Source organism: Pseudomonas sp. LS-2 (assembly GCF_003605735.1).
Lineage (GTDB): Bacteria > Pseudomonadota > Gammaproteobacteria > Pseudomonadales > Pseudomonadaceae > Aquipseudomonas.
The window spans coordinates 151,961-171,619 of the sequence record NZ_QXTJ01000031.1 but is presented as its reverse complement, the minus strand read 5'-3'; the positions used below and the strand labels follow the sequence as shown (position 1 = coordinate 171,619).

The window sequence follows — 19,659 nt, the reverse complement described above, 5'->3', positions numbered from 1 at the left end:
CACGTTCGCCAGAACACGCCCGGGCCGCGATACCCTCTTCGCGGCCCGGTCATGAGAAGCCGTACCGCCTGGCTGCACTGCATCAGCCTACCGGGCGTCGGCAAGATCCGGAGAAGACCCGATGACGCGCCATTCACGCCAGCTTCGCGAAACACCTGCAACTTCCACCTTGTGCAAGCGCTACCAAAGCGTTCGCAGTCGCACCGAAACCCTGGTCGCACCACTCAGCGCCGAGGACATGGTGGTGCAATCGATGCCCGACGCCAGCCCGGCCAAGTGGCACATTGCGCACACCACCTGGTTTTTCGAAACGTTCCTGCTGGCGCCGAACATCCCCAACTACACCCCGTTCGACCCAACTTTCTGCTACCTCTTCAACTCCTATTACGAAGCCGTCGGCCCACGCCATCCGCGCCCGCAGCGGGGTCTGATGACCCGCCCCGGCGTCGATCAGGTCATGGCCTACCGCAAACATGTGGATGAACACATGTCGGCGTTGCTGATGAGCGGTCTGTCGGACGAGGCGTCGAGCCTGATCGAGCTGGGCCTGGCCCACGAAGAGCAGCATCAGGAACTGCTGTTGATGGACATTCTCCACCTGTTCAGCTTGTCCTCGCTCAAACCGGCCTATGACCCCACCTGGCCCAAGGACGCCCCCGGGCGTCGCGGTCAGTTCAAACCGCTGAGCGCGGGCCTCACGCAGATCGGTCATGGTGCCAAGACGTTCGCCTTCGACAACGAGGGGCCGCGCCATACCACGTATCTGCAGTCTTTCGAGATCAGTGATCGGCTGGTCACCAACGGCGAGTGGCTGAGCTTCATCGCCGATGGCGGTTATCACACCGCAGCGCTGTGGCTGTCCGAAGGCTGGACGCTGGTGCAGGAACAGGCCTGGAATGCGCCGTTGTACTGGCATCACGATGAAAACGGCTGGAAGCGCATGAGCCTGCGCGGGCTTGAGGCCATCGACCCGGCCGCGCCCGTGACCCACATCAGTTATTACGAAGCGGTGGCCTTTGCCACGTGGGCCGATGCCCGTCTGCCCACCGAAGCGGAATGGGAAGCCGCCGCCCGCGCAGGTCTGCTGGAACAGGTCGACGATGTCGCCTGGCAGTGGACGCAAAGTGCCTACAGCCCCTACCCTGGCTTCAAGCCGTCCGCCGGTGCGGTGGGCGAATACAACGGCAAGTTCATGGTCAACCAGATGGTGCTTCGCGGTGGCGCCAGCGTGACCTCTCCAGAGCATTGCCGGGTCACTTATCGCAACTTCTTCCATGCCGAGAAACGCTGGATGGTGTCCGGGTTGCGTCTGGCGCGTGACAGCCGCCAACCGGGGGTGGTCAACCCCAATGACAGCGAGTTCGCCCGCGATGTGGTGGCCGGGCTGTCCGCACCGACCAAGACGCTGTCGCCCAAATACTTCTACGACGCGGCGGGTTCAGACCTGTTCGAAGCGATCTGCGAAACCGCCGAGTATTACCCTACCCGTGCCGAAACCGGGCTGTTGAAAAGCATCGCCAGCCAGATCGCCGCCACAATCCCCGATGGCGCCGCACTGGTGGAGTTCGGCAGTGGCGCCAGCGAGAAAACCCGCCTGGTGCTGGACGCTGCACCGCACATCGCGGTCTATGTGCCGATCGACATCAGCGCCACGGCCTTGAACAAGGCCGCACAGTCCTTGCGCAAGCAGTACCCGACGCTGGTAGTGGCGCCCCAGGTGGACGATTTCACCCGTGTGTTGACTTTGCCCAAGGAAGCCAACGGCCACACCCGCGTCGGTTTCTTTCCGGGCTCGACCATTGGTAACTTCACCCACGAAGAGGCGGTGGATTTCCTGCATGCCGCTCACGATGTACTGGGCAAGAACGCACACTTCATCGTCGGCGTGGACATGGTCAAGGAAGCGGACACGCTGGTCGCAGCCTACGACGACGCCGAGGGGGTGACGGCGCGCTTCAACAAGAACCTGCTGACGCGCATCAATCGCGAACTGGGCGCCAATTTCAACGTCGAGGCGTTCAGCCATCTGGCGGTCTGGAACGCGGAACAGGCGCGGATGGAAATGCACCTGGTGAGCGAGGTCGAACAGGTGGTGAAAGTGGCGGGCCACAGCTTCCACTTCGCTGCCGGCGAGCGGCTGCATACCGAGAATTCGCACAAGTTCACGGTAGAGTCGTTCACAGAGCTGGCGGCGCGGGCCGGATGGTCGGTCAGCGAGCACTGGATCAGCGAGGCGCCGCAGATGGGGTTGTTCAGTTTGCAGGCGTAGGCACCGCGCCCTGCTTTTGATTCTGCCCCGCAGGGCATGGGCGCCCGGCTTGTGGACGATCGGCTGCGCAGCAGTTGCACACTCAGCTGCCTTAATCTGCCTGACCCACAGCATCCTCAGTGTCTGCTGCCGGTTCCCGGCAGATCGCTGGCAAGCCGGGCTCCCACGGCCTTCGGCCAGAGGCAAGGGATATGCGCTCTGCATACCCTTAGGGAGCTTATCGACGCCGATATTCCCACCTGCTAACGTCCATGCCCTTCAAGGCAGATTCGGATACGCACAGGCAGGTTAACAATCCATGGCTAAACCCTCCCACCGCGAAAAGATCCTGACCGAAGGTTTGAAAGTCGTTCATGAGCGCGGTTTCGCCTGCGCCAGCGTGCGGGACATCGTGCACGCGGCGGGCGTGCCTCAAGGGTCGTTCACCAACCATTTCGTGTCCAAGGAAGCCTTTGGTCTGGAGATCATCGACCTCTACTTCGAGAGTACCCGGGCGCGGGTGAACGAGACCCTTCTCGACGCCGCGTTGCCGCCCGTGCAGCGGGTGCTGAGCTACGTCGACTGCCACAAGGGCTTGCTCGAGTCCGGCCTGCACAAGGGCTGCCTGCTGGGCAATTTCACCGCTGAAAGCACCGAACACAGCGAGCCGATTCGCCTGCGGCTGGCGACCATCTACGAATGGCTCTGCGACATCATCTGCAATTGCCTGGACGAGGCAGTCAGCGCCGGGGACCTGCCTGATGGCTTCAAAAGCCGGCAGGTCGCGCTGTTCATCGTCTCGTCGCTGCAAGGCGCGGTGCTGCTGGCCAAGGCGCAGCGCAATACCCAGGCACTGGACGGCTTTTCCGCGATACTCGCCAACAGCGTTCTGCGGGATTGCGGCGTGAATCGAGTTTTTTGATTCTGGCCGAAGGCCGTGGGAGCTTGGCTTGCCAGCGATCTGGCGCGAAGCGGCAGTAAGGTCAGCGACTTCGATACATCAGACCCACCGCATGCACAGGTTTTGCTGCCGCTGCGCGCCAGATCGCCGACAAGTCGGGCTCCCACGGCCTCCGGCCAGAATCAAAAGCACGCTGTGCGGGATAAGCAGGCCTCCGGCTACCGGCAGTAAACTCTGTTGAATGCGGTTTGTCTGGAGCAGCGCAGTGAATGGTTTTGCTGCCGCTGCGCGCCAGATCGCCGACAAGTCGGGCTCCCACGCCCCTCGGGCTGAGGCGGTCCGCCAGGTCGGCCGATGTCTTCATACGCCGAGGCAACCTGCAAACATGCATGGCGTCCCTGCACTATTCTTCATTGCCATTTGCAAAAACGCGCTGTTAGCATCCTTGCTGCACCTCATGGAGTGCGGCGCTTGCAGCCGCCTGAACGAGCAAAAACAAAAAGCCACAGGGAGTCAGTAATGACGGCACAGGTAGTATCGGCCACGTCTTCAGGTCAGGAACCGGCCTGCGACACCGTTCTGTCCGAAGTTCGCAATCATATCGGCCACATCACCCTCAATCGCCCACAAGGGCTCAATGCCATCGATCTGGAGATGGTGCGCCAGCTGCAACGACAGCTCGATGCCTGGGCGGTGGACGACAAGGTCTACGCGGTGGTGTTGCGCGGAGCAGGAGAAAAAGCCTTCTGCGCCGGGGGCGACATCCGTTCGCTATACGACAGCTTCACAAGCGGTCAGACCGATCATCAGGACTTCTTCGTCGAAGAATACGCCCTGGACCTCACCTTGCATCATTACCGCAAGCCCGTCATGGCCTTGATGGACGGCTTCGTGCTGGGCGGCGGGATGGGCCTGGCGCAAGGGGTGGACCTACGGGTGGTGACCGAACGCAGCCGTCTGGCGATGCCGGAAGTCGCCATCGGCTATTTTCCGGATGTGGGCGGCAGCTACTTTCTGCCACGCGTCCAGGGCGAACTGGGCATCTATCTGGGCGTGACCGGCGTGCAGATTCAGGCGGCCGACGCACTGTATTGCGGCCTCGCGGACTGGTACCTGCAAAGCGCCCGATTCGACGACCTCGACCGCCAGCTCGACTACCTGAAGTGGACCCTCACGCCGCTCAAAGACCTGCAAGGGGTGCTGGCAAGAATCGGCGTGCAGAAACTCCCGGACCCGCCCCTGGAAAAACTGCGCCCGGCCATCGATCACTTCTTTGGCCTGCCGGACATCCCGAGCATCATCGAACAGCTGTTGGAAGTGACCGTCATCGACACCCACAGCTGGGCCGTCGACACTGCCAACCTGATGCAAACCCGTTCCCCCCTGGCGATGGCCGTGACCCTGGAGATGCTGCGCCGGGGTCGCCACCTGCCGCTGGAAGCCTGCTTCGATCTGGAGTTGCATCTGGATCGCCAGTGGTTCGAACGGGGTGACCTGATCGAAGGCGTGCGCGCCTTGATCGTTGATAAAGACAAGAAGCCGCAATGGAACCCGTCCAGTGTGCAGGCATTGAATGCCGAGCATGTGGCGAGTTTTTTCAGCGGTCATGAGGCGTGACCCATGCAAGACCTTGAACTGACCGAAGAACAGATCATGATTCGCGACATGGCGCGGGAATTCGCGCGCAATGAAATCGCGCCCCACGCACAGGCCTGGGAAAAGGCGGGCTGGATCGATGACGGCCTGGTTGAAAAACTCGGCGAACTGGGCCTGTTGGGCATGATCGTCCCGGAACAATGGGGCGGCACCTACATTGATTACGTCGCTTACGCCTTGGCGGTGGAAGAGATTTCCGCCGCCGACGCCGCCACCGGCACGCTGATGAGCGTGCACAGCTCGGTCGGTTGCGGGCCGGTGCTCAATTACGGCAGCGACGAGCAGAAAAACCAGTGGCTGGAAAAACTCGCCAGCGGCAAAGCGATTGGCTGTTTCTGCCTGACAGAACCCCAGGCCGGTTCCGAAGCGCACAATCTGCGCACCCGCGCAGAACTGAACAACGGCGAATGGGTGCTCAACGGCGCCAAGCAGTTCGTCAGCAATGGCAAGCGCGCGCAACTGGCAATCGTCTTCGCGGTGACCGATCCGGAGCTGGGCAAGAAAGGTATCTCGGCGTTTCTGGTGCCCACCGATAACCCCGGTTACACGGTCGATCGCATGGAACACAAGATGGGCATTCGCGCCTCGGACACCTGCGCGGTGACCCTGAGCGACTGCCGTATTCCAGAATCCAGTCTGCTGGGCGAACGCGGCAAGGGCCTGTCCATTGCCCTCTCCAACCTGGAAGGCGGACGCATCGGCATCGCCGCGCAAGCGTTGGGGATCGCTCGCGCCGCGTTCGAAGCGGCGCTGGCTTACGCTCGCGAGCGGGTGCAGTTCGACAAGCCGATCATCGAGCACCAGAGTGTCTCCAATCTGCTGGCTGACATGCACACGCGCATCAACGCTTCACGGCTGTTGGTGCTGCACGCCGCGCGCCTGCGCACGGCGGGGCGGCCCTGTCTGTCGGAGGCGTCCCAGGCCAAGCTGTTCGCCTCCGAGATGGCCGAGTGGGTCTGTTCCAAGGCGGTACAGATTCACGGGGGCTACGGCTATCTTGAGGATTACCCGGTAGAGAAATACTACCGGGATGCCCGCATCACCCAGATCTACGAAGGCTCCAGCGAAATCCAGCGTCTGCTGATCGCTCGCGAGCTACGCCACTACAGTCTGTAAACAACCTGTTATCCCCCCGCCGCCGGGCTCATCAAGGGCTCGGCAGCAGGTAATTCCTTCCCCCAAGGCCCGTCACATAACCGAGGTTGCGCGCCTGCTGAGCAATGGTGAACAGCGCATCTCGGTCACTGCGGTGGGAAAAGCGCCGCGTGTGCAATCGCTCGATATGAATGAACAGGGTCTTCACCGCGTTTTCCACTTCGCAGAGCAGCAGCTGGTCGGGACGGATGACGCCGAAAAAATCCCCGATGATACGAGATGGCGTCATGGATAAGGCACCAGAAAATTGCGTCGACCCAAAAGCAGGACCAGCAAGGTCAGCGAATCGGCATTCTTGAGCATGACCTGGCTGCGCGCCTGAACATCGGCGAAGAACACCCGCCGCGCATCTTCCAGCGTATGGGTGCCGGTTATCCGCAGCACTGTGCTGTAGCCAATGTTGTCGGTGCGACGGATGTCACGGGATGTTCCTCCTTCCAAGATCGTGAACAATTCATCGGCTGGCGTGCGATGTGACAGCGTGCGAGTGTGCAGGCGAACGGTTTCATCGCGCACCCGAAGCGTGGACGGAGTGTTGTCCAGCAGCAGATCCGGGTACGGTGCCGGCGCCTCGACGTAGGCAATGTCCTTGGTGTCGAGCGCCAGATGCGACACCTCATGTATCAGGGAGCCCGCCTGAAAATGCGCCACCCGATCGAAGCCCTGCGCCGCGGCTTCAGGCTTGAGACGATAAAGCGGGATCAGAAAGAACTGCTCGGTCAAAAATATTCGCTTCTTGGGATCCCTGGACAGGACGAAGGCGGTAACCCGCTCAACCCCCGGCCGGTTGGAACCGATGACGAACCGCTCGGATGTAAATGGCGACAGCGACGGATCCACTATGGCATCGAACAGGGTCTTGATCGCGCTCTCGGTGCGCTCCAGCAGCGCCTGGTCCGGGTTGGCGGTGCCGAAGAAGTCACCGATGACGGCCTTGACGCGCGGGTCGAGCGTACCGTTCCCCTGCCGCGCATTGAGGTTGTCCAGACAGTTCTCCAGATAGCGGCGGGCCTGCAGATGCGCGTGTCCGATGCGTCGCGCCCGATCGCGATACAACTGGCGGATCTCGGCCATTCCGCTGGCTTCGATGATCAAATCCTCCTCCGCTGCGGTCAATGCCAGCGATGCCTTGATCTTCGTCACTGCGCCACCCCCGCCTCGCAGGCGCAGATTCAGATCCAGTTGCCAGCGTAGATTGCCCTCCTGCATCAAGCGGGGTCCGGAGGTGCCGTCGCTGCCGACGATTTTCCAGCCATCGGTGCCCGACAGCTGCTGCACCTGATAGACCTTGCCGTCCACCACCGCATAAGGCCTTGAATGCTTGTCCCGATAGAGGTTGAGCACGGAGTCATGGCGCATTTGCGCAAGTGCGACACCTTGAGCCTGCAACGACTGCAGCCAGCTCTGCTGCTCGCTGGTCAACGTGTTCGCTCGCCAGGAAAAGGCCGATGTCACGTCCTGCGGCTCGCTGGCCTCAAGTGGCAGCTCAACGCTGACCTGTTCATCTTCCAGCGCCTGCTCCCGCGTGGCGGCCATGACCGAAAGAGCCGCTGCGAACTCGGAAAGCGCTTCCCCCCAGCGATGCTCCGATACCGATCGCACAGAGGCGCGAAACAACGTCTGGCTCTGCCAGAGCGTCAGCATCGCCGCCAGCCTTCCGGGCAGCAATGTCAGCACCTGACCGACGATCAACGTCGCTAGAAACCGCCCCCCCGCCTGATCGGACTGGGCGTTGGTCACCGTGCTGGACGCCCCCATGTCCAGCACCAGCTTGACGGTGTCGTTGAACAACACCTGCAATGCGTTGCCGTCGACCGCAGCCAGGTTCACAGTGACCGGCCCTGACGCACGGACCGGAACGTCATACAGTCCGACAGAAAATGGCAGATGCGGCTCGATGAACCCGCCATGGTCATAGCGACGGCGCACTTCAGGATCCAGGCGTTCGAGCAAGAGTCTCTGCAGCGACTTATCGCTGCGGATGCCGTCCAGCAGCGCGGTCTGACTCGCGTACTCACGAAACGTGAACGAGGAATAGAAAAGCGCGTACAGCACGACCGGTCCTTTATCGGGGTCCGCCGGACAGATCAGATACACCTCAGTCGGCAGATCAGGCGTCATGCCCGCGTCGGCGACCAGTTGCAGCGGGCTGAGGATCACGTGCATTTCGTCCAGTTTTTCGCGGGCTATGCCATCGGGCATATCCAGAACCTGGGAGATGAATGCGTAGCCCTGCGCACTGAGGTTACCTTGCATTTTTTCCGCAAGGGCCAACGCCAGGTGCGCGGGTGGCAACTGAAGAAAGAACAGGCGTTTGCGCAGCGCATAGTCGGCATTCGAGGAGTCAAGCGCCCTGCGCAGCATCGCGAGATAACCAGCCCCCACATCAAGCTGCCTGACCAATCGCTTCAGGTATTGGACCGTGAGCAAACTCGCCGCCTGCGGCTGTTCGGCAGCGTGAACGCTGAGGCTGGCATCCTGGGTATCGACGAATCGGTTTATCGCGTAGTCCACCAGTGACTCGGTGCGTATCGAGGTCGCCGCAGGGATCACTGACGGCAACTCGCCAACCGCCGGAAAAGCGCTGACGTAGCGACGCGAGGTCACCATGACATGGTCGGGATTCAGCGCCTGCCCGGGAAAGTCCTTGTTCAACTGAGCGACCAGTCGCTTGCGCGCGTAGCCCTGAACAGAGGGAACATCGAAGAGGAAGTCGTTGCCGCCATCCGTGGCGAGGTAAAGGCGTATGAAAATGTCGTAGTAACGCTTGAGATCAACGATGGGCGCCGAGCTGATCCACACCGGCAGTATTTCCTCGAAATTGCAGTTATCGATCCTGATCGACAGCGCGTCCAGCAACCCGCTCAACTGACCGTCAGGCTCCTCCGCTGCCGCCAGGTGAGTGAACAGATTCGCTTCGAAACGAGCCCGTTCGGCACGCTGGCACAGTTGGCGCAGATCCTGTTGCTTGCGACTCAGTGCCTGATGCTGCAAGGCCTGAATCGCATGACCGTCGATTTGCGCGAGTCTCACCTCGACCGTATTGCCGGAAGGATCGAGCAAATGGGCACGCAATCGGGCGCGATCACCTGCACCCAGCATCTCCAGCCATCGTTCGGCATGGTTGCGATTGAGCTCGCGCTGGATCAGGTTTTGCACGTCATCGACCGAGGTGAACGACCTCCAGCCCCGAGTGCCCTGCCATAACAGGACCGCACCGTTTTGAACGTCCGGCTGACGCAGCACCAGCGTGTCACAGAGCATGACGGCCGGCGAGGTGCCGTATGACAGTGAGACCGAATACGCCTGTGTCATTGCCCCCGTCAGCCCTAACCGCAATCTGCGTTGAGGACGGTCCAGTACCTGCCGGGCCATGTCGATGGAGGCACTGTCCAGGGCGGCCTTGCGCCTGGCCACTGCCAGGTCAAGCGCCAGGGCTTGCTGGCGAAGGTCGAGCGCCTCGGCGGATGGCTGGACATGCACATCGCCCTGACGCTGGAAACCGGATTGGGCGGATTCGAAGGCCTGGACGTACCGATCGGCGAACCCGTCAGCCAGCTTCCCGATCATGTTCTCGATCAGATCAACCGAAACAGGACTCGGGGCTTTGGACGAATCGAGTACGACCTTCGCGTCGCTTGGCAGAACACGGGAACGATGACCGCTGACACATTCGAGCAGCAGCGGCACCAGCGCCACGGAAATCAGGCGCTGCGATCCGGCTGCACCTGTATCCGAGTGCTCGGCGATAACCGCCTCATACCATTGCACCCGCAGATCACTGATAGATACCGAGCGACAACCCCATGCGCACAGGTATTGCTGCACTCGCTGCTCGGTATGAGAGAACAGACAGCTGAGTGCGTCTTTGCCATGCGCGGCACGTAAATCGAACGCCTGGACATAGTTCATCCACGACGTTGGCCGCCCGGAATCCGCTATGTGCTGAGTCCCGGTTTCAGCCGCACTGACTACACCGGATAGCGGATTGACCCATTGCTCAGCGAAGTTCGGCGAACCCGCCTTGCGCCAGCGACCTGCGCTGAGGGGCAACTGTCGCGGATCGAGCAACTGACGAATGTCCAGCGCATCATCGATCATCGCCATTCGCTTCGTCGGGACGCAGGTCAGGCCCATCGCGTACACGAGGTTGCGGGCCTGCACAGCGATGATCGAGTCGACGCGGTCAGCGCAAAGGGGGCCAGTGATTTCTTTGAATTTCAGATGCAGAAGACCGGCATTCAGCCCCGTGACCTGATGCTCCAGGCCCAGCGCCGGATAGAGTTCTTGACGTCCCGTGGCAGTTTCAAAGTGGGCAGTCAGCATCGCCAGGTTGGCGAACTCGGTCCAGGTGTGATCAGGGGAATACCACCATAACGAGGACACTGCGGGATCTCTGGACTGTACGACGAAGGTCCCGGCCAGTGCCCATGAAATGGAATCGGCGCTCCTGATGGTCATTCGGCTGCAACGCCATCGAGCCTGTGCTTCTGGAGATTCGAACAGCGGCATCAGGGTTTTGAGCGCCTGAGCGTTCAAGGTGCCGTCATGGCTTTGCTGGTAAAGCGCTCTGCGCACGCTGGCCGTGAACGACTCGACCGCCAGGTCCCGGCGTTTGCGTTTGCCCGCCCACACCTCTTCCCACCAGGCGTTGAGAAGCGCGCCGTACTGCTCGGTGACATCCTTTGCCGCATCACTCAATGCGCGAGCGAACAGCGCCGTATCCGCCGCAGTGGCGAGGTTCCCTCGTGCGTCGAAAAACTCACGCTTGTAACCTTGGGCATTCGTCGTCGAACAGACGTCGTCAAACGCGGCTTGCGCCAGCGTCCGGGTCATGGGAATCAGCTCGTCGGTGCTCACTGAAATGGGCACAAGCTGCAGCGGATGGACTTCAGGATCAACCGTCGCCCCCCAAATCGCGCCTTCAACTGTCGGGTAACAGACACCTTGGCTACCTCATACAACGTCGGTGTCAGCTTCAGTTGCCTGCTCAATTCAGTGATGGCGTCGACCTGTTGCTCGACAATCGCAAGCATCTGAGCGTGGAAAGGGTCGCCCTCGATCTTTTCAGCTTCGAACACCGCGCGCTCATCCCCTTCGGCGAACCGCGCTCGCAGCGTGGTCAACAACAGATCACGACTGTCGAAGACTTCTATTCCCTGGGCCAGCGTAAACAGATACACCCGCTCACTCTCGGCCGTCGCATGGCTCAACAACAGGCCCGCAGCAAGCTCGAACGGTTCATGGGAGCCATCGTTCAAGCTCAACCGATCCGCCCGGATCGGATCCGTATCGTTTGCCAGGGCAGGTCCGCCCAACGCGAGTAGCCAGCTTCGCTCGTCGGCGTCGATATGCCTGTCCTGCAGGGCGTTATCGAGTCCATCCAGAAAGCGTTCCCTGAGCGAAGTGCTGTGAAAAAAAACGGGGTTTGCGGGGTTCATGAAAGCTCCTTGTCCTTTAACCGCCCGAGCCCGGCGATAGACCGGACAAGGGCTCCAGTGACAAGGAGCGTAAGGAGAAAAACACTGCGAACTGCGCTACATAACGCAGCACATCAGCGTTGGGATTTGCGGTTCACTGAAGGCGGTGCGACGGGGCCACGTTAATCCAACCTTTGCATTCACATTACCGCCAATTCAAAAAACGCCTTGATCAGACGCAGGTCGCGGCGGCGCTCCAGGCATCCGATGAAATGCTGATTGAGCAAGCCCTCGCCGGCAAGCGGCACCGCGACGATCCGCGGGTCATGGCTGACCTCAACTGACGAGACGATGCCGACCCCCAGATCCGCCGCCACCGCTTCGGTCACGGCTTCGCGGCTGTCGAGCTCCAGCAGCACCCGTGGCTGAATCGAGGCCAATACACAGGCTTCGTCAAAGGTGCGCCGGGTGGTCGACGTCGGTTCGCGCAGCACCATGATCTGTTGATGCAATGACGCCAGAGCGATTTCATGTTCCCCCGCCCATTCATGCCGTGCCGGAAGTAACGCGCAGATCCGCGACTGCGCCAGGCTTTGCAGGTACATCCCCTTGCGCGACTCGACTTCGGTCAACACCGCGACGTCGGCGTGCTCCGAGACCAGTGCGGCCAGGGTGTCCTGCGCATTGCCAAGCCGCAGGTTGACCGTGATCCCCGGAAACTTTGCCCGCAGACGCGCCAGCATCGGCATGACCATGTGCGGTCCGTCCGCTGCAACCTCCAAGCGTCCCGTGAGCAGTTGCCGGTTCGCCTCCAGCAAAGCCTGCGCCTCTTCGGCCATGCCGAACATCGCCCTAGTGATTGCGGCAAGTTTGGTTCCCTCTTTGGTCAGTTCCACTCGCCGGGCCGTGCGCCGCAGCAAGGTGATCTGATAGTGATCCTCCAGCGCTTTCACATGCCCGGTCACCGCAGGCTGGCTGATGAACAGTCGAGCAGCGGCCTTGGTAAAGCTGCCTTCACGGGCAACGGCATCGAACGCGCGGAGCTGGAACAGGTTCATGGCTATCGGCCTTACTTATAGTTCGGATAACAACAAGCAATTTGATTGATGGACAGGCAAAGATCAACGTATCCCCGTCGCTTCCGATCCCTGACGCTTCGAGGACACCCGCATGAGCATCGCCCAACCGATCCTGCTGACGCCCGGCCCGCTGACCACTTCTGCCCGCACCCGCCAGGCGATGATGGTGGATTGGGGCTCATGGGATGACCGCTTCAACCAACTCACCGCCAGCCTCTGCTGGCAACTGCTGGACATCATCAATGGCCACGAAACTCATCGCTGCGTACCGTTGCAAGGCAGCGGCACGTTCGCCGTGGAAGCGGCCATCGGCACACTCGTTCCCCGCGACGGCAAGGTGCTGGTCCTGATCAACGGTGCTTATGGCAAACGCCTGGCGAAAATCTGTGAAGTGCTCGGTCGCGACTTCTGCACCTTCGAAACCGCTGAAGACCAGCCGACCACTGCCGCCGATGTCGAAACCATGCTGCAGGCCGATCCGCGCATCACTCATGTGGCGTTGATCCACTGCGAGACCAGTACCGGGATCCTCAATCCGCTGCCAGAAATCGCCGAGGTCATCGCCCGCGCCGGCAAACGCCTGATCATCGACGCAATGAGCTCTTTCGGCGCACTGCCGGTGGATGCGGCAAGCATCCCCTTTGACGCCTTGATCGCCGCCTCGGGCAAATGCCTTGAGGGCGTGCCGGGTATGGGCTTTGTGTTCGCCCGCAGAGAGGCGCTGGCCGCCGCGGTCGGCAATTCCCACTCGCTGGCGATGGACCTGCACGACCAGCACAGCTATATGGCCAAGACCGGCCAATGGCGCTACACCCCGCCTACCCACGTTGTTGCCGCCCTGCACGAAGCGCTCTTGCAATACAAGGAAGAAGGCGGCCTGCCCGCCCGCAACGCGCGGTACGCGGACAATTGCAAAGCGTTGATCGACGGCATGGCCGAACTGGGCCTGCGCAGTTTCCTGTCAGCCGAGATCCAGGCACCGATCATCGTCACCTTCCACGCCCCGCGTGATACGCGCTACCAGTTCCAGGACTTCTACGAGCGGGTCAAGGCCAAGGGTTTCATCCTCTACCCCGGCAAGTTGACCCAGGTCGAAACCTTCCGCGTCGGCTGCATCGGTCACGTCGACCGCTCGGGCATACGGGCGGCAGTCGATGCCATCGGCGAAGTCCTGCGGGAAATGGAAGTGCTGGACATCTGACTCTTTCGCTTGTTTGAAACCCGAATTTGCAATCCTGCACCCGTTTCGATCCTGAGGACTCATCCATGAACTACAACAACCCCGTTCAGCTGCAGGCCGCGATTCTCGACTGGGCCGGCACCGTCGTCGACTTCGGCTCGTTCGCCCCGACCCAGATCTTCGTCGAAGCCTTCGGTGAGTTCGACGTGCAGGTCTCCATCGAAGAGGCCCGTGGCCAGATGGGCATGGGCAAGTGGGACCACATTCGTACCCTGTGCGACCAGCCGCAGATCGCCGAGCGCTATCGCAAGGCATTCGGCCGCACGCCGACCGACGAAGACGTCACCGCCATTTATGAGCGCTTCATGCCGTTGCAGATCGAGAAGATCGCCAGCCACTCGGCGTTGATCCCGGGCGCACTGGACACCCTCACCGGTCTGCGCCAGCAAGGCCTGAAGATTGGCTCCTGCTCAGGCTATCCGGCTGTGGTCATGAAGAAGGTCGTGGAACTGGCAGCGACAAACGGTTATGTCGCGGACCACGTCGTAGCCACCGACGAAGTGCCAAATGGTCGCCCATGGCCTGCACAGGCGCTGGCCAACGTGATTGCCCTGGGAATCGATGATGTGGCGGCGTGCGTCAAGGTCGATGACACGGTGCCGGGAATTCTGGAAGGTCGTCGCGCAGGGATGTGGACGGTTGCGCTGGTCTGCTCGGGAAATGCACTGGGGCTGACTTATGAGCAATACCAGGCGCTGGCGCCCGACCAGCTGGTGGCTGAACGTAAACGCATCCACGCCCTGTTCGAAGGCTCACGCCCGCACTATCGGGTGGACACCATCAACGATCTGCCCCAAGTGATCGCCGACATCAACCGGCGCCTGGCCAGAGGCGAGATGCCGCAGGCCGTGTAGCCGCTTCTGCCGAACGCGAGATACCTCAGGGCATGAAGCCGCCTCTACCGAACGCGAGCGACCTCAGGGCATGACGCCGCTTCTGCCGAAGGCGTGGGAGCCCGACTTGTCGGCGATCTGCCGGGCACCGGCAGTAAACCTGAGCCCGCGTTGCATCAGTTACACGCGGGTCTCAGGTCTACGACAGCTTCGCAACCGATCGCCGACAAATCGGACTCCCACGCCCTCCGGGCAGAGTCAACAACCCAGCCTTATTGACCCTTCACCGTCCGCGCCACGTGCGCGGCGAACGCATCAACGATGTTCTGCAGAAAAGGTCGGGTCTTTTCGCTCAGTTTGCCCTGCTCATCGAAGAAACTGCCTGCATTGCCCAGATACGCTTCGGGCTGCTGCATGCACAGCACATCCAGGAACACGAAACTCTGGCGCAAATGCTGATTGGCACCGAAACCGCCAATAGCGCCCGGTGACACACTCACCACCGCCGCTGGCTTGGCCTTGCCCCACGAACTCTTGCCATACGGGCGCGACCCGACATCGATGGCGTTTTTCAGGGCGCCCGGCACCGAGCGGTTGTATTCAGGGGTCACGAACAGGAAACCGTCAGCGCCTTGCAGGGCCTGGCGGAACGCGGTGTATGAGGCAGGAGGGGCATCGAGGTCGATGTCTTCGTTGTACAGCGGCAAATCGCCGATTTCGACGATGCTCAGCTTCAGACTGGGCGGTGCCAGCTCGGCCAGTGCGCGAGCGACCTTGCGGTTGAGTGAGTCTTTTCTCAAACTGCCGACGATCACTGCAATCGAATGAACCTGGCTCATGTATCGGACCTTCTTCTGATGGAGGAATGGACAGTTATAGATGAAAGATGCGACTTGTTCTGCCCTGTTTTTTCGTTGCCATTGATCGAATCAGCCGATCTTCGGCTGATCCGTTATCCGCCTGAAGCTTCTATCACGGCAGTTTTCCCTACCGTCGGTCGCGAGTATTTTTTTTCGGGGCGAAAACTCCCCCTGAAAATGGCGGTCTGAAAGCCTTGAGCGAGGAAGGCACCCACAAAACCTACAGAATTGCCCTACACGCGAACACGGATTCACCGCGCGCAGTGTTACGATGCGAGCGAAAACGAGCAGTTATTTCCAGAGGTTACAAAGCAAATGGCTTCAGTTCTAGTTGGGCAATTTCATGCCAGAGATGCGGAAGGCCGTATCTACCCGGTGCATGAATTCCGCGAATCACAGCCCGAAGAGGCTGACGGCAAGGAGCCCACGTCGACGTATCGCCTGGCCATTGGCGACCGCGTGAACCATCTGGGCGGTGACGAGTTCGAGCTGGTGCAGTCCGGCATCAAGCTGACACGAGTGCTCTAATAACCTCGAACATGCCGCGCAAGCCTTGTAGCAGCACGGCTTGCCGGCGGTCAGGCTCTGATGACGATGACCGTCGGCGCACACGTTCTATTCGACGAATAACAGATACCAGAAAATCGCCGCTTCCTGCGTCTGCGGGTCGATTGCGCTATATCGCAGATAATCGACGCCGCCCACCACGAATCCATAACTTTCGTACAGCTTGCACGCGGCCAGGTTATTGTTTTGGGTTTCCAGTGTGATGCCCGGCAGTTGGTGCTTACGACTCCAGAACTGCGCCACATCCAGCAATTTGCGGGCAATGCCACTGCGCCGGGCGAAGGTGTCTACCGCCAGCTCATCGATGTGGGCAAATCCGTTCCAGTGCTTGCTGATCACGATGTGCCCTACCGGGTCCTCGTCGAGCCAGGCCACCAGTACCGTGCCCTCGCCGCCCTCCCGGTAATTGCAGAACTCCTCCGAATCGATGCCGTAGTTCTTGAGATAGGGCTCGACGGCGTCGATGCGCCATTGCGCCACCGGCTGACCGATCTGCACTTGGGCGTAACCGGTGACAGTGAAGGTGAATTCGCTGTTGAGGATGTAGTCCTCAAAGCATTCGTCAGCGACACGAATGTTCAGGATCGGGCTCGCCGTTGTCACCATGGGCCTCCTGCGCCACCGATGAGAGGACTACCGCTCACGTCGAATCAGGCCGGTTCTGCCTGCGCTTCGAGCAGTTGCGTCCACAACGCCGGCGCACCGGCAGACTTGGCGATCACCGCCAGACGGGCCTGATGCTCCGCCAGTTCGCTTTCGCTGGCGACGATGATCCGCCCTGGCGTGCGATTGGCGATCTTGCGCACTTCGCTCGGACGGTCCGCCCCGCCTTCGCCATCGTTGTTGCCGGCCAGCGACAGCGTGGTCTGGCCACCGGTCATCGCCAGATAGACGTCGGCCAGAATCTCGGAGTCGAGCAAGGCGCCGTGCAGTTCGCGGTTGGAGTTGTCGACGTCGTAGCGTTTGCACAGGGCGTCGAGGCTGTTGCGCTGACCCGGGTGGCGCTCACGGGCCATGGCCAGGGTATCGAGCACCGAGCAATAGGTGCTGACGTTCGCACGGTCGGTCTGACCGATCAGGGCGAATTCGTTGTTGAGGAAGCCAATGTCGAACGCCGCGTTGTGGATGATCAGCTGAGCACCCTTGATGAATTCGAAGAATTCATCGGCGACTTCGGCAAAACGCGGCTTGCCGATCAGGAACTGGTCAGTGATGCCGTGAACGCCGATCGCGCCCTCGTCACTGTCACGATCCGGTTGCAGGTAAACGTGAAAGTGGCGCCCGGTCAGCCGCCGACCGATCAACTCCACACACCCGATTTCGATCACCCGGTGACCGTCGGTGACGGGCATGCCGGTGGTTTCGGTATCGAGTACGACTCTGCGTTCAGTGATGATGTTTTGTACAGTCATTGCCTATCGCCTCAGCTTCAGGCGCGGATATTAGCATGGGAGTTTTCGGGATGGGCGCATGACCGTCGGGCGACGGCCCACTATAGAGATCACCCGACGCTGATCAGCCGTGCTTGATCCCGCGAACCTCATCCACACCACGGTTCGCCAACTGGTCAGCCCGTTCGTTGCCGTGGTGACCGATGTGCCCGCGCACCCATTTCCAGGTGACGTTGTGGCGGCTGACCTGCTCGTCGAGCTGTTTCCACAAGTCTGCGTTTTTCACCGGTTCCTTGGCAGCGGTCTTCCAGCCGCGCTTCTTCCAGTTGACCATCCACTCGGTGATGCCTTTCATCACGTACTGCGAGTCAGTCACCAGAATCACGTCGCAGGGGCGCTTCAATTCTTCCAGGCCACGAATCGCGCCGAGCAGCTCCATGCGGTTATTGGTGGTGTTGGCTTCACCGCCCCACAGTTCCTTTTCCACGCCCTTGCACACCAGCAGCGCGCCCCAGCCACCAGGACCGGGGTTGCCTTTGCAGGCGCCATCGGAGAAGAGTTCTACGGTATCGCTCATTACGACTTTTTCCAGAATTCAGAAAGCTTGAAGCCGAGATCACGGCTCGGGGCTGCGCCGATTGACCTTGGCCATCGGCAGCGGCAACAGTTTGCCCATGGGTTCGCGACGGGGCATGCGTATAGGTCGCAGCCCGACCACCAGCTTGCGTGCCACTAATAGATAGAAGCCGCCACCGGGGCTTTGCCAGCCGTCGCCAAGGCGTTCCAGGCCCGAGAGGCGGGTTTGCCACTTGGGCGAAGCAAGCGGCGGACGATAGCACCCGAACCGGCGTTTCTCCAGCGCGAAGCCCAGCAGGTTGAGCCAGTCGCCGACCCGTGAGGGTGAGATACAGCGCGCGCGGCGCAGCGCATCGTTGGTGAAGAAATGGCGAATGCCCCAAGTGCTCCAGGGGTTGATGCCGACGATCAGCAAATGGCCACCCGGGCGCACGCTGCTGGCGGCTTCGCGCAACAGGCCATGAGGCGAAAGACAGAAATCCAGCCCGTGCTGCATGACCACGACGTCGGCAGCATGCTCGCTCAGCGGCCAGGCCTGCTCTTCGCAGACGATTTCGACACCGGGCAACGGCGCGCCGAGCCGGACGTTGCGCTGCACCTGCTTGGCCGCCGGCGGGGTCTGTGCCGACGGGCCGTAATGCACCAGATAGCCGCCGAAGAAACGCTCGAGTTCTTCTTCAAGCACCCGTCGTTCTTCTTCCAGCAGCAATTGCCCCAGAGGCCCGGACAACCATTCACGGGCAGAGCTGATCAACTCAAGCCATTCGGGGTCGGCCTGGGCGAACGCTTCATCGGTCATTTCCGGTCTCCATGAGTGTTCCCGTACGCGAGTGGCTCGCGTGGAATCTGTTCAGACTCTAAGATGGATCTTTGTTTTCAACAAAGCGAACCGCGCCATGATACAGATCGATGCCCTGCCCGCTTTCTCCGACAACTACATCTGGTTGTTACAAGACAATGCCAGCAAACGTTGTGCCGTCGTGGACCCCGGCGATGCAGCGCCGGTGCTGGCCTGGCTCGAACAGCATGCAGGCTGGGAACTGAGCGATATTCTGGTCACTCACCACCATGCCGATCACACCGGTGGCGTCGCTGAACTGAAAAATATCACCGGGGCCAAAGTCTACGGCCCGGCCAACGAAAAAATTCCGGCCCGGGATGTCGCGCTGACCAATCTCGATGAGGTCACCGTACTCGGCCTGAGCTTCGCCGTCCATGCGGTGCCGGGCCACACCCTGGGTCACATCGCGTTCTACCACGCCGACCCGCAGACGCCGCTGCTGTTCTGCGGCGACACACTGTTTGCCGCGGGCTGCGGTCGACTGTTCGAAGGCACTCCCGAGCAGATGCATCAATCGCTTTCGACCCTGGCGGCGCTGCCTGACAACACCCTCGTCTACTGCACCCACGAATACACCCTGAGCAACCTGCGTTTCGCCGTGGCCGTGGAACCGGAGAACCCCGACGTGACCGGCCGCCTGGAGCAAGTGACCCGCTGGCGCGAAGAAAACCGCATAAGCCTGCCTTCCAATCTGGCACTGGAACACAGAACCAACCCTTTTCTACGTGTTTCACAGCTTGCCGTGAAACAAAAAGCAGACGAACGGACCGGCACAGACAACACCTCGGCCGTGGCGGTTTTTGCGGCTTTGAGGGCATGGAAAGATAAGTTCTAATCCCCTCGAGGATCAGCACAAAAATTCTGAAAGGTTGACCGTTCTTAAGACGCTTTC

The 19,659-nt window shown here is 60.8% G+C and carries 17 protein-coding genes; 8 read left to right on the top strand and 9 right to left on the bottom strand.

What is annotated here, in order from left to right:
- Positions 1 to 121: 121 nt before the first annotated feature.
- The 4 genes from egtB (at position 122) to D3M70_RS18080 (ending at position 5,921) form a co-directional block, all read left to right on the top strand.
- On the top strand, positions 122 to 2,269 hold the full coding sequence (gene egtB / locus D3M70_RS18100; RefSeq protein WP_120127075.1) for an ergothioneine biosynthesis protein EgtB: 2,148 nt from the start codon (positions 122 to 124) through the stop codon (positions 2,267 to 2,269).
- A 298-nt stretch (positions 2,270 to 2,567) separates the two neighbouring features.
- The gene (locus D3M70_RS18095; RefSeq protein ID WP_120127074.1) at positions 2,568 to 3,170 is read left to right on the top strand and encodes a TetR/AcrR family transcriptional regulator; all 603 of its coding nucleotides are present in this window, start codon (positions 2,568 to 2,570) and stop codon (positions 3,168 to 3,170) included.
- A 498-nt stretch (positions 3,171 to 3,668) separates the two neighbouring features.
- Positions 3,669 to 4,766 carry an enoyl-CoA hydratase/isomerase family protein gene (locus D3M70_RS18085; RefSeq protein ID WP_120127072.1) on the top strand — a complete coding sequence of 366 codons (1,098 nt, stop codon included), beginning with the start codon at positions 3,669 to 3,671 and terminating at the stop codon, positions 4,764 to 4,766.
- Between the two features lie 3 nt (positions 4,767 to 4,769).
- Positions 4,770 to 5,921 (top strand): acyl-CoA dehydrogenase family protein, encoded by a 1,152-nt coding sequence (locus tag D3M70_RS18080; protein WP_120127071.1) that lies wholly within the window; start codon positions 4,770 to 4,772, stop codon positions 5,919 to 5,921.
- Positions 5,922 to 5,952: 31 nt separating this feature from the next.
- On the opposite strand, the gene D3M70_RS18075 is transcribed toward D3M70_RS18080, so the two are convergent.
- The 4 genes from D3M70_RS18075 to D3M70_RS18060 form a co-directional block, all read right to left on the bottom strand.
- A complete protein-coding gene (locus tag D3M70_RS18075) occupies positions 5,953 to 6,189 on the bottom strand; it encodes a hypothetical protein (RefSeq protein WP_120127070.1) in 237 nt (78 codons plus the stop codon).
- Positions 6,186 to 10,796, bottom strand: coding sequence for a dermonecrotic toxin domain-containing protein (locus tag D3M70_RS18070; RefSeq protein ID WP_133306491.1), 4,611 nt, complete (start codon positions 10,794 to 10,796; stop codon positions 6,186 to 6,188). The genes D3M70_RS18075 and D3M70_RS18070 overlap by 4 nt, the downstream gene beginning before the upstream one ends.
- Before the next feature lie 20 nt (positions 10,797 to 10,816).
- Positions 10,817 to 11,401 carry a hypothetical protein gene (locus D3M70_RS18065; protein WP_120127068.1) on the bottom strand — a complete coding sequence of 195 codons (585 nt, stop codon included), beginning with the start codon at positions 11,399 to 11,401 and terminating at the stop codon, positions 10,817 to 10,819.
- A gap of 179 nt (positions 11,402 to 11,580) precedes the next feature.
- Positions 11,581 to 12,438, bottom strand: a complete 858-nt coding sequence (locus tag D3M70_RS18060; protein WP_120127067.1) for a LysR substrate-binding domain-containing protein — start codon at positions 12,436 to 12,438, stop codon at positions 11,581 to 11,583.
- Positions 12,439 to 12,550: 112 nt separating this feature from the next.
- On the opposite strand from D3M70_RS18060, the gene D3M70_RS18055 reads away from it, so the two are divergent.
- Positions 12,551 to 13,660 (top strand): 2-aminoethylphosphonate--pyruvate transaminase, encoded by a 1,110-nt coding sequence (locus D3M70_RS18055; protein WP_120127066.1) that lies wholly within the window; start codon positions 12,551 to 12,553, stop codon positions 13,658 to 13,660.
- Between the two features lie 65 nt (positions 13,661 to 13,725).
- Complete coding sequence (gene phnX, locus D3M70_RS18050; RefSeq protein ID WP_120127065.1) at positions 13,726 to 14,553, top strand: phosphonoacetaldehyde hydrolase; 828 nt, start codon at positions 13,726 to 13,728, stop codon at positions 14,551 to 14,553.
- A gap of 251 nt (positions 14,554 to 14,804) precedes the next feature.
- Here the strand turns inward: phnX and D3M70_RS18045 are convergent, their stop codons facing one another.
- On the bottom strand, positions 14,805 to 15,371 hold the full coding sequence (locus D3M70_RS18045) for an NADPH-dependent FMN reductase (protein ID WP_120127064.1): 567 nt from the start codon (positions 15,369 to 15,371) through the stop codon (positions 14,805 to 14,807).
- Positions 15,372 to 15,707: 336 nt separating this feature from the next.
- Between D3M70_RS18045 and D3M70_RS18040 the strand changes: the two genes are divergently transcribed.
- On the top strand, positions 15,708 to 15,920 hold the full coding sequence (locus tag D3M70_RS18040; RefSeq protein ID WP_120127063.1) for a hypothetical protein: 213 nt from the start codon (positions 15,708 to 15,710) through the stop codon (positions 15,918 to 15,920).
- 87 nt (positions 15,921 to 16,007) lie between these two features.
- Here D3M70_RS18040 and D3M70_RS18035 read toward each other — a convergent pair whose 3' ends face one another.
- The 4 genes from D3M70_RS18035 to D3M70_RS18020 form a co-directional block, all read right to left on the bottom strand.
- Complete coding sequence (locus tag D3M70_RS18035) at positions 16,008 to 16,562, bottom strand: GNAT family N-acetyltransferase (RefSeq protein WP_120127099.1); 555 nt, start codon at positions 16,560 to 16,562, stop codon at positions 16,008 to 16,010.
- 47 nt (positions 16,563 to 16,609) lie between these two features.
- Entirely contained in the window at positions 16,610 to 17,371 is a 762-nt protein-coding gene (gene dnaQ / locus D3M70_RS18030; RefSeq protein WP_177418446.1) for a DNA polymerase III subunit epsilon, read from the bottom strand.
- Positions 17,372 to 17,474: 103 nt separating this feature from the next.
- Entirely contained in the window at positions 17,475 to 17,927 is a 453-nt protein-coding gene (rnhA, locus tag D3M70_RS18025; RefSeq protein ID WP_074759157.1) for a ribonuclease HI, read from the bottom strand.
- A gap of 39 nt (positions 17,928 to 17,966) precedes the next feature.
- A complete protein-coding gene (locus tag D3M70_RS18020) occupies positions 17,967 to 18,725 on the bottom strand; it encodes a class I SAM-dependent methyltransferase (RefSeq protein ID WP_120127062.1) in 759 nt (252 codons plus the stop codon).
- Between the two features lie 97 nt (positions 18,726 to 18,822).
- Between D3M70_RS18020 and gloB the strand changes: the two genes are divergently transcribed.
- Entirely contained in the window at positions 18,823 to 19,602 is a 780-nt protein-coding gene (gene gloB, locus D3M70_RS18015; RefSeq protein WP_120127061.1) for a hydroxyacylglutathione hydrolase, read from the top strand.
- Positions 19,603 to 19,659: the final 57 nt, after the last annotated feature.